Raw genomic sequence first — 8,700 nt, 5'->3', positions numbered from 1 at the left:
CTAATTCACTTTTTCCGTTTTTCTTTGGAACTTCTATGTAAGCTCTGCGAAATTGTCGGCACTGTGTATCTTTTCTGACAATGCCGAATAGGTCGCGGATAATGCGCTCCTGCCAATCCAGAAGCTGGAAAGGCATGCCACGCCATTTTCCTGTGCCATGCTTTAGGTGTTCGACAAAAAGTACCGCTGAATCAGCAAAACTTTTCTTATATATCGAGCCGGGAGCCTTGAACAGGCTTGGCTTGTAGTTTTTTAGTCTGCGAAATTCCTCCACATGGTCACCTCCGAACGAAAAGGGTGTCCCACGGATACCCTAGGACTATTATATGAAGAAAGATGTGAAAATAGAATTAGATAAAAACATCAATAATGTGACGTGATAATAAGATTATGTGATATAATAAATTGCATAACAGGAGGTTATATTATGGATGAGATTTTATATCATTATTGCAGTGTGGAAAGTTTCCTTAATATTATTCGAAGCTCACAATTTTGGCTTTTTGACGTATTAAAATCTAACGATATAAAAGAATGTACATGGATAAAACAAAAAATAAACAGCGAAATAGAAAAAACATTAACTGGATTAGGCAAAGAATTAGTTAGCGCATGGAGATTTGGTTGCTCACTTGGTGATAATAAAAATTTGCCAACGCTCAATACTTATGTCACTTGTTTTACGGCATTAGAAGACTCATTAAGTCAGTGGAGAGGTTATGCACAAGATGGTACGGGATTGGCAATAGGTGTGTCAAAAAAATATTTACAATCTGCAAATGAAGTTAGAAGACCTCATGTTCGGTTTGATGAAGTTAGATATACACAGACAGCACAAAAAAAATTAATAAATAAAATAGTCAATCAAAATATAAAGAAAATGGAGCAAAAAACAATTGTCGATTGTGCAATTGAGTTTCATAATGACTATAAGCTTGATTTTGCATTTTATAAGAATCCGAATTTTAAAGAAGAAAAAGAGTGGAGACTGGCGATTTTAGATGAACCTAAGTCACAAATGAGTTCAAATGCAAATTTATTTAAACCATTGTCACAATCATTAACATTTGAAAACTGCTCATTTCAGTGTGCCAATAACCAAATAACCACATACACACCGATGAATTTTAATCATATAAAGCAGGAATTTATCAAAAAAATTATTATTGGACCGAAATGTAGGGTAACAATTGCAGATGTTGTTAGTTTGTTATCAACTTTTGATTATTATAAATCTGTAGGGTTCAATGAGCATAAACCTATTCCAATTATATATTCAAATAGCTCGTATAGATAAAAATGATGAACTAATTAATATCTATATTCAGAATATGAAACTCATCAACCCCAACAATCAAACTCAGTCCCTCGCCGTTATTCCATCTACACAGTATATGCCCGACATCGTCAACGCCAACAACAGTCGCCTTGTCACCGACTTTCAGCTTTGTATATGGGTCTTGCATAGGCGCTGTCAACTCAACACGAGTGCCAACTGGGTAGGTTTTGCGAATGTGATAAACCTGTGCTTTTGTAGGAAAATTACTTATCACCCTGCACCTCACTTTCTGCGGTGTCAGGGTGTTCTTTTTGTGGTTTTCCAAAGCGAAAAGCAGAGTTTCCACTCAATTTTTCGCTCATGATTTTACGCAGATATTTATATTCAGCCCCTGAACAGCCGAGTGAGATAAGCCATACCCGCATGGCGAATTTTTCGTTGTCAACGGTATCCTGTTGTTTTGCGTTGACACGATTTTTCTCTTTTGCTGTACTGCACAGAGCCGATATAAACTGTGAATAAGCGTGAATACGCTCTCTATCTTCTGTAAACATAAACCATGGAAATTGAATTCTGTCATCCAAAATCACAATCGGTAATTCCGTAATCCCAAGCGATATCATGAGCAGATTTTCCTTTGACTTTACCATTTTGCGTAGGTTTTCAAGGTTGTTTTCTGTGAAACCATCTAGTGGCATTTCTATTGTAGTGCGGTCTGGTGTTATCGTGCTTTCTGGGATAAATCCTTGTTTTTCTAGGTGTTGTAAAAGCTCAGCAGCGACTTCACCTGTGAGTGTTCCTTGCTTGTCAATGTGGATTTCACCCACTTCATATGCAGCCGAGGGCATACCCAAGTACTTAATTGGCTGATTCAGTATTTCTGAAATGATACCCACGAGCCTTTTTCGTTCTGCGCCTGTGACGTTGAATTTGTATTCCTGCATTTTGTACCTCCAAGAGTGTTTTTTCGTTTGCGTACACACATTAACGCTTTAAAAGCAAGATAAGTCAAGTAACAAAACATGGATAATGGCAATTTCAATCCCCCAAAGTATAAAATTGGGCGTTGAATTTTTTTGTTTTTATGTTATAATATTATGTTAGCAATGTGAATAATTTTATTTTATTGTAATAATTAAGATATAAAAACAAATTTGCAATGGGTTTAGATGCGGATTATTTATATTGGCAGAAAGACTGATAATATAAATGTAACAAACAAATCGGATCATGAAATGGATATGTAGTAATTTGGATTTTAGGGAGGAAAAATGATAATCAAAAATAGCAACGAATTCAATATTTTCCCCTCCCATATCGGATTAAGAAAATATATTCAATATTACAATATTGTGTTTCCGTCTAATGATATGTTTACATCACACTATACACTTATGCCTAACGCTTGTGGAACATTGTCCCTCGCTTTTGATGGCAACAATGTAATTGCTGAACTTTGGGGCGCATCTTTAAGCCCTATTGTGTTGGGCGTAGAGCCAAATGGGTATCGTGTACTTTTACTTATCCAACTTTCGCCCTTTGGTTTATATCAAATCACACGTCAGAGCCAAGCAGAGTTTGCTGGAAAACGCCTATCACTCGCAGATATTGACAGTGAACTTTTTCATTCACTATACCAAGCATTTGTAATGTCTGAAACTGCTACAAATTTAGCAGAGGCTTGTGAGAAAGTCCTATATAAACGAATGGAAAGACTTGTTGTTTCGGATACTTTGATGTTGGCAACCCAACTAATTTCTGTTAATCATGGTAAGCTACAAGTAAAAGAAATTGCCACACAAACGCATTATAGTGAACGACAGCTGAACCGCTTGTTTCTCACACAAGTTGGAATGAATGTTAAGTGCTTTTTACGCTTAACTCGCTTTAACTATGTGCTAAAGCACATTCAAACATCGCCTTGTTTCTTTTCAGCATTATCGCAACAGGCCGGCTATTTTGACCAAGTCCATTTTGATAAATATTTCAAGGCTATCAGCGGTGTTACCCTTCAAAGGTATTTGAAAACGATGTCGGATTTTTACTATGATGGAACGGAAATTTATGATACAATCTTCTCAAAGGGGGATTGAAAAATGAAATATCAAGGTTGTCTTTTAGCGGTTAAAGATATAATCGCATCAAAGCATTTTTACGAAAAGGTGCTTCATCAAAAAGCTATAATGGATATTGGAGCGCATGTGACCTTTGAGGGATTTTCTCTTCAACAAGGATACGCTGAACTCGTTGGTATATCGGTTGATAGCGTTAAAGAGCATTCACATAACTTTCAAGTCTATTTTGAAGTTGAAAATTTAGATGAAGTGTTCGCCGAACTGAAAAGCATACCAGATTTGCAATGGGTTCATGAAATCAAAGAATATCCATGGGGGCAGCGTGACATTAGAGTATATGACCCCGATAAACATATTGTAGAGATAGCAGAAGATATGGCTATTGTGATTAAACGCTTTTTTAATCAAGGTATGTCGGCTGAAGAAGTTGCCACACGCACAATGTTCCCGCTTGAGTTTGTAAGACAATATGCGTTATAGCAAATAAACTTCAAAACGGTGGCTTTGATAAATCAATGCCGCTATTTTATTCTAAACAAGATCGGAGGAGATGGACAATGAGTAAATATGAGCCGCTTTGGAAGGCGATAGGTCAGCGCACGGAGAATAGTTTTACGCTGACCTATGCAGAGATTGAACAGATTCTGGGATTTCCCATCGACCACGCCTTTTTAACCTTCAAGAAAGAACTGCTCGCATACGGCTACGAGGTGGGTAAGATCTCCATGAAGGCACAAACGGTGACGTTCAACCGCTGCGTTTGATACGCGGCTGCGTTGCTTCACCCATACAAGAGGAGGAACACTATGAACTGGGAGCCATGGACAGGCTGTTATAAAATTAGTGATGGCTGTACAAACTGCTATTTTTACGGACCACACGCGAAACGCTACGGCCAAAACACCATTGAAAAAACAGAAAAATTCGATTGGCCTATAAGGAAAACATCAAAAGGTGAATATAATATTAAAGGCAATAAAATTCTTGCAACCTGCTTTGCAACTGACTTTTTCCTGCCTGAAACAGATGAGTGGCGTAAAGATATTTGGTCTATCATCAAGGAAAGAGCCGACATTGATTTTTTGATTTTGACAAAGCGAATTGACCGATTCCTGGTGTCGCTTCCACCCGATTGGGGCGAAGGCTATGACAATGTGAATATTGGCTGTACTGTCGAAAATCAAGAAATAGCTGATTATAGACTTCCACTGTTTTTATCCTATCCGATAAAGCGGCGATTTATTGCTTGCGCTCCGCTTTTATCAGAATTAAACTTAACCCCATATCTTGACGGTGTAGACCATGTTACAGTTGGCGGCGAAACAGGACGAGAGGCTCGTGTTTGCGATTATGATTGGGTACTTAATATCCGTGAACAATGCGTAAAAGCAGATGTCACATTTTGGTTCAAGAATACAGGCTCAATTTTTAAACGTGATGGTGTAGTGGAGAAAGTAAATCCATTTAAACAAACAGGCTTGGCAAAAGAGCTTGGCATTGATATTTCAGATGGAAAAAGACTGTTTTAAAAATCAAAGCCACCATTTTTCTTTGCGCCAACACTTAGTAACTTTTAATTAACAAAATAAGCATAATTTGAAGTCGATAAGCGCTAATTTATCACAAATGGGTAACCAAATAACGAAACTTGATTGTCCTTTGTAATTTATAGTAGATTGTGATACGCCGTTTTCTCCCCATTTCTAAGCAAAAATATACCCTCATCACTCTCTTTAAACGAAATAAACCTTTTCACAATGACATCGCAGTACTTTGGGTCAAGTTCCATCAAACGAGCAACACGGTCGCATTGTTCAGACGCTAAAAGTGTCGTACCAGAGCCGCCAAATAAATCCAGCACAATATCGTCATGACGAGAAGAATTGTTGATGGTTTTTGCCACTAGTGCTACTGGCTTCATCGTGGGGTGTTCCTCACTTTTTTTCGGACGGGGAATTTCCCACACATCCGATTGCCCCCGGTCTTTCAGCTCCACCAGTCGAGCTTTTCCCTCAAGCCAACCATACCAAATCGGCTCATATTGGGTGTGATAGTCTTTTCTGGACAGCACGAGCGAATCCTTGTACCAGATAATCGTCGACGACCAATGAAAGCCACTTTCTTTGAGAGCTTGCATGCAAGAACCCCATTCCTGGGCACTCATAGCGAGATAAAGAATTGCGCCCGGTTCGCAAGCTGAAGCTAAAGCTTTGCATGAAGCAAGCAGAAAAGCATAGAAATCATCAGTCGACATCTTGTCATTCATGATGGTGCGCTGCTTCCACGAGGGGTGTGCAGCCCCACCATAGTCCACATTGCATGGGCAACTTGAGCGGAACAAAAACAAACCGGGCAACAAGGGCGATTCTGGGCATGAGAAAGCACCTACCGAATATACAGAAGGCTTTATACAAATGAACATATCTTCTCGTTATAGTGGAAAATGGTTTGAATTTTGTTATGCGAAATGGATATTCATCGAATAGAGGTTCAGCATATCTGGATTGTAGACACGCTTTGGAAACAATAATATTACGGAAATAACGGTGAAATTCATGTAGTATAAAGCCAAATGATGTAATATGTTGAATAAAGAAAATCAGGAGGAAACCATGATACACTTACATAATATGCGTGGTGTAGAAATCTCAAAGTTTAAGGCGGTTTCATCGGGAGTGATGACTTTTGAACAGCTATTCGGTCAAGGCGGATTTGCAGAATGGATTGATAACCATGAAAACCTTTTACATACACATATGTATGAACCGACAAGCTTTTTATGGCACGAGGGCGCAAAAGAAACATGGGGACAAGGCGATAATGTTTTAATTTATGCTGTAAAAGAAAATGTCACCGCTCAAGATGTGCTTCCTTATACCCTTATAGATTTTCCAGGTGGTTTATATTTGGTTGCCACTGGAAATGAGCTGGAGGGTGGCGACTTAAACGACACCATCAATTGCATGATGGCATGGATAGAAAATAACGATGCATTCACTTATGGGGATTTTCCACAGAGCGGTATGTGCAATATGCCAAATCCTGACGGTGCTTTTGATAAAGCTTTAGGAATTGCGCAGCAACAGGTTTATCTGCCATTGAAACTTAAATAAACGAACAAACCTCAATAAAGAAAGGAAAACTTATGAATTTTCGAGTTATTTCACTACCACCGTTCAAAACTGTTTCGTCTGGCTTGGACAAGAATTTTGACTTTTCAGAAAACGGTGTTCTTGGTAAATTTAATGCTTATTTTTCACAAATAAAGCCCAAGCCAGCTGATGATTTTATGCCAAGGGATTTCCTGTATTTTGATGAACAACAGGGCGGTATGGTGTGGATTTATGCACTGACGGATTATATTGACACAGAGGAGTTTGAAACCTTTGATTTTGATGGTGGCTTGTACGTGACTTATCATTATAAGGACGGCGACGACGAGGAAAATGAGCGCTTATATAAAGATGTTCTTGCATGGATTGAAAAATCTGAACTATTTGAGCTAGACAAGCGTGAACATCACTACCCCATGGGGCATATTATTACACCGCAAGAGGTGATAAAAGCTCAAGGTTTTGCACAAATGGAATCGTTTGTACCTGTTAGGCTAAAAACGAAATGATTAAATTATCGAAAATTTGTTATTATACAGGAACTATTCTTAGTTTGATGATAGGCATTTTACACTTTTTTGTCCCATGGGTGTTTGAGTGGTATTCATATATACCAAGCGAATATGAAAATCTAATCGTTTCCATCGATTGGGTGAACTTTTGCTTTTCCTTTATGCTGTCCGGCATTAGTTCTTTAGTCCTTCTTTGGGGCAAAAAGGTATTCACAGGAAACAAAGAAGCTATCACTCTATTAGGTTTTTTGACATTTGTTTGGATATTCCGTGTATTCATTGCGATTGTCAATCCGGTTCCACTTGAACCTGTTGCGGCAGTGGCTTATGGACAGTTTTGGGGTGCTGTATTGATAATACTTTTAATGCTTGTGCCTTTAATAAAAGCTATAAAATCAATATTAGATTGAGGGAATAAGCATGCTTGAAAAAATACCAACTAACGAAGAAATGATTGCCCTGTTAGGTCAGTCGCTTTTTGATGTTTGGACAGACGTACAAAACCTTGTTGAAGCAAATTATGATATGGACAAGCTGTGGAACTCTGGAGGAAAACGCTGGGTTTATGAGTACAAATACCGTAGGGGTGGTAAAACGCTGTGTGCCTTGTACGCAAAACAAGATGTGTTTGGTTTTATGCTTATTTTCGGCAAAGATGAAAGGGCAAAAGTTGACGCTATTCGTGCTGGGTTAACGCCTGAAACACAACATATCTATGACGAAGCAACAACTTATCACGATGGAAAATGGGTGATGTTTGAGTTGACGGATACTGCACTATTTTTAGATATGGAAAAGTTGCTTTCATTTCTTCAGTGGATGACGAGGGGTTTCCAAATATGAAAGCCATGCTCATGCCACGAAAAATAGAGGGGAATTGTTTCTATTTCACGACAAACACCTCATCTTTAAGGGTAAAACAATACCAAGACAATGAAAAAGCAAGCATTTATTTTTTCAATAAAGGGCGATTTCGCTATGAAGGGGTAATGCTTATTGGCACGATGGAAATTTTACAAGATACGGCTATAAAGCAGGAAATTTGGAAAACTGGTGACACAATGTTTTATAAAAAAGGTGTCACCGATCCCGATTATTGCGTGCTAAAATTCACTGCAATAAAAGGACGACACTATTGCGACTTAAAGACTGAAAATATTCAATTTAATTAGATGATAGGAGAAAACGAATGGTACATTTAGTTTACTGTGATAACACAGGTAAAAAAGGCGAACGTGTTTTAGACAAAATTTTATCTGGTGAAAAAACCATGGTGGTGCGTGGGGCGGCTGGTCGAAAAATTCCGCATAGCCGTGTTTTCGAGGGCGAAATACTTTACTTTATGGAAAAAGGCACAGCAGATATTGCGGCAAAAGCAATTGTGAAATCCGTTCAGAATTACGTTAAGCTGACAGAAGAACAAATCAACCAAACCTTTGCTGATAACCAAGAAAAGCTGGCTTTAACGGACAAGCAACGTACACGTTGGCATAAAAAATGCTTGTGTCTTGTCGAGTTCTCTCATGTAAAAAAAATTGCGCCTACCCTCGCATTTGACCACCAAGGCAATATGGACGATTGGTTAATTATTGAGAAAATAGAGGACATTGTTGTGGGAACAAGTATTCCTTATAATTATGAAAAATCGAGGTTTTAGTGCGTAAAACCATTGGAAATGCACAGATTAAATTTTGTATACAAAAGTGAAAGGTAATTTTACA

14 protein-coding genes and 1 pseudogene are annotated in these 8,700 nt (G+C 38.3%); 11 read left to right on the top strand and 4 right to left on the bottom strand.

The genetic code is table 11. The features are described from left to right. Positions 1-274 (bottom strand): annotated as a pseudogene (locus CS931_RS08955) (terminase large subunit); the annotation flags it as partial. A 153-nt stretch (positions 275-427) separates the two neighbouring features. On the opposite strand from CS931_RS08955, the gene CS931_RS08950 reads away from it, so the two are divergent. After that, positions 428-1,297 carry a DUF2971 domain-containing protein gene (locus CS931_RS08950; RefSeq protein WP_099205426.1) on the top strand — a complete coding sequence of 290 codons (870 nt, stop codon included), beginning with the start codon at positions 428-430 and terminating at the stop codon, positions 1,295-1,297. A 10-nt stretch (positions 1,298-1,307) separates the two neighbouring features. Here CS931_RS08950 and CS931_RS08945 read toward each other — a convergent pair whose 3' ends face one another. Together CS931_RS08945 and CS931_RS08940 are read right to left on the bottom strand one after the other, a co-directional pair. Then, positions 1,308-1,553 carry a DUF4314 domain-containing protein gene (locus CS931_RS08945; protein WP_242964957.1) on the bottom strand — a complete coding sequence of 82 codons (246 nt, stop codon included), beginning with the start codon at positions 1,551-1,553 and terminating at the stop codon, positions 1,308-1,310. Beyond that, positions 1,543-2,223, bottom strand: a complete 681-nt coding sequence (locus CS931_RS08940; protein ID WP_099205425.1) for a virulence protein — start codon at positions 2,221-2,223, stop codon at positions 1,543-1,545. The genes CS931_RS08945 and CS931_RS08940 overlap by 11 nt, the downstream gene beginning before the upstream one ends. A 327-nt stretch (positions 2,224-2,550) precedes the next feature. Between CS931_RS08940 and CS931_RS08935 the strand changes: the two genes are divergently transcribed. The 4 genes from CS931_RS08935 (at position 2,551) to CS931_RS08920 (ending at position 4,883) form a co-directional block, all read left to right on the top strand. Then, positions 2,551-3,372, top strand: a complete 822-nt coding sequence (locus CS931_RS08935) for a helix-turn-helix domain-containing protein (RefSeq protein WP_099205424.1) — start codon at positions 2,551-2,553, stop codon at positions 3,370-3,372. 3 nt (positions 3,373-3,375) lie between these two features. Further along, positions 3,376-3,834: a VOC family protein gene (locus tag CS931_RS08930; protein WP_099205423.1), complete on the top strand. Its 459-nt coding sequence runs from the start codon at positions 3,376-3,378 to the stop codon at positions 3,832-3,834. Between the two features lie 77 nt (positions 3,835-3,911). Beyond that, positions 3,912-4,118 carry a hypothetical protein gene (locus CS931_RS08925; protein WP_099205422.1) on the top strand — a complete coding sequence of 69 codons (207 nt, stop codon included), beginning with the start codon at positions 3,912-3,914 and terminating at the stop codon, positions 4,116-4,118. 42 nt (positions 4,119-4,160) lie between these two features. Further along, positions 4,161-4,883 (top strand): DUF5131 family protein, encoded by a 723-nt coding sequence (locus CS931_RS08920; RefSeq protein WP_099205421.1) that lies wholly within the window; start codon positions 4,161-4,163, stop codon positions 4,881-4,883. A gap of 137 nt (positions 4,884-5,020) precedes the next feature. On the opposite strand, the gene CS931_RS08915 is transcribed toward CS931_RS08920, so the two are convergent. Further along, on the bottom strand, positions 5,021-5,776 hold the full coding sequence (locus tag CS931_RS08915; protein WP_099205420.1) for a DNA-methyltransferase: 756 nt from the start codon (positions 5,774-5,776) through the stop codon (positions 5,021-5,023). 190 nt (positions 5,777-5,966) lie between these two features. On the opposite strand from CS931_RS08915, the gene CS931_RS08910 reads away from it, so the two are divergent. The 6 genes from CS931_RS08910 to CS931_RS08885 are packed head-to-tail and all read left to right on the top strand — an operon-like array spanning position 5,967 to position 8,636. Then, positions 5,967-6,467, top strand: coding sequence for a hypothetical protein (locus CS931_RS08910; protein WP_099205419.1), 501 nt, complete (start codon positions 5,967-5,969; stop codon positions 6,465-6,467). 32 nt (positions 6,468-6,499) lie between these two features. Then, positions 6,500-6,976: a GyrI-like domain-containing protein gene (locus tag CS931_RS08905; protein ID WP_099205418.1), complete on the top strand. Its 477-nt coding sequence runs from the start codon at positions 6,500-6,502 to the stop codon at positions 6,974-6,976. Continuing rightward, positions 6,973-7,389 (top strand): hypothetical protein, encoded by a 417-nt coding sequence (locus tag CS931_RS08900; protein WP_099205417.1) that lies wholly within the window; start codon positions 6,973-6,975, stop codon positions 7,387-7,389. Before CS931_RS08905 ends, CS931_RS08900 begins: the two co-directional genes overlap by 4 nt. A gap of 10 nt (positions 7,390-7,399) precedes the next feature. Next, positions 7,400-7,822 carry a DUF3788 domain-containing protein gene (locus CS931_RS08895; RefSeq protein ID WP_099205416.1) on the top strand — a complete coding sequence of 141 codons (423 nt, stop codon included), beginning with the start codon at positions 7,400-7,402 and terminating at the stop codon, positions 7,820-7,822. Then, positions 7,759-8,151 carry a pyridoxamine 5'-phosphate oxidase family protein gene (locus tag CS931_RS08890; protein WP_242964961.1) on the top strand — a complete coding sequence of 131 codons (393 nt, stop codon included), beginning with the start codon at positions 7,759-7,761 and terminating at the stop codon, positions 8,149-8,151. The genes CS931_RS08895 and CS931_RS08890 overlap by 64 nt, the downstream gene beginning before the upstream one ends. Before the next feature lie 17 nt (positions 8,152-8,168). After that, on the top strand, positions 8,169-8,636 hold the full coding sequence (locus tag CS931_RS08885) for a hypothetical protein (RefSeq protein WP_099205414.1): 468 nt from the start codon (positions 8,169-8,171) through the stop codon (positions 8,634-8,636). The last annotated feature ends 64 nt before the right edge of the window (positions 8,637-8,700 follow it).

This window comes from Scatolibacter rhodanostii, assembly GCF_900197595.1.
GTDB classification, from domain to species: Bacteria; Bacillota; Clostridia; order Oscillospirales; family Acutalibacteraceae; genus Scatolibacter; species Scatolibacter rhodanostii.
Note: the sequence above shows the minus strand (reverse complement) of the source record. Positions and strands in the feature narration are given on the sequence as shown.

Bases quoted from the DNA above. Each gene is read 5' to 3' on its own strand.
- CS931_RS08920 (WP_099205421.1), top strand. From the start codon at position 4,161: ATGAACTGGGAGCCATGGACAGGCTGTTATAAAATTAGTGATGGCTGT.
- CS931_RS08940 (WP_099205425.1), bottom strand. From the start codon at position 2,223: ATGCAGGAATACAAATTCAACGTCACAGGCGCAGAACGAAAAAGGCTC.
- CS931_RS08915 (WP_099205420.1), bottom strand. From the start codon at position 5,776: ATGTTCATTTGTATAAAGCCTTCTGTATATTCGGTAGGTGCTTTCTCA.
- CS931_RS08925 (WP_099205422.1), top strand. From the start codon at position 3,912: ATGAGTAAATATGAGCCGCTTTGGAAGGCGATAGGTCAGCGCACGGAG.
- CS931_RS08900 (WP_099205417.1), top strand. From the start codon at position 6,973: ATGATTAAATTATCGAAAATTTGTTATTATACAGGAACTATTCTTAGT.
- CS931_RS08930 (WP_099205423.1), top strand. From the start codon at position 3,376: ATGAAATATCAAGGTTGTCTTTTAGCGGTTAAAGATATAATCGCATCA.
- CS931_RS08935 (WP_099205424.1), top strand. From the start codon at position 2,551: ATGATAATCAAAAATAGCAACGAATTCAATATTTTCCCCTCCCATATC.
- CS931_RS08905 (WP_099205418.1), top strand. From the start codon at position 6,500: ATGAATTTTCGAGTTATTTCACTACCACCGTTCAAAACTGTTTCGTCT.
- CS931_RS08895 (WP_099205416.1), top strand. From the start codon at position 7,400: ATGCTTGAAAAAATACCAACTAACGAAGAAATGATTGCCCTGTTAGGT.
- CS931_RS08885 (WP_099205414.1), top strand. From the start codon at position 8,169: ATGGTACATTTAGTTTACTGTGATAACACAGGTAAAAAAGGCGAACGT.
- CS931_RS08950 (WP_099205426.1), top strand. From the start codon at position 428: ATGGATGAGATTTTATATCATTATTGCAGTGTGGAAAGTTTCCTTAAT.
- CS931_RS08910 (WP_099205419.1), top strand. From the start codon at position 5,967: ATGATACACTTACATAATATGCGTGGTGTAGAAATCTCAAAGTTTAAG.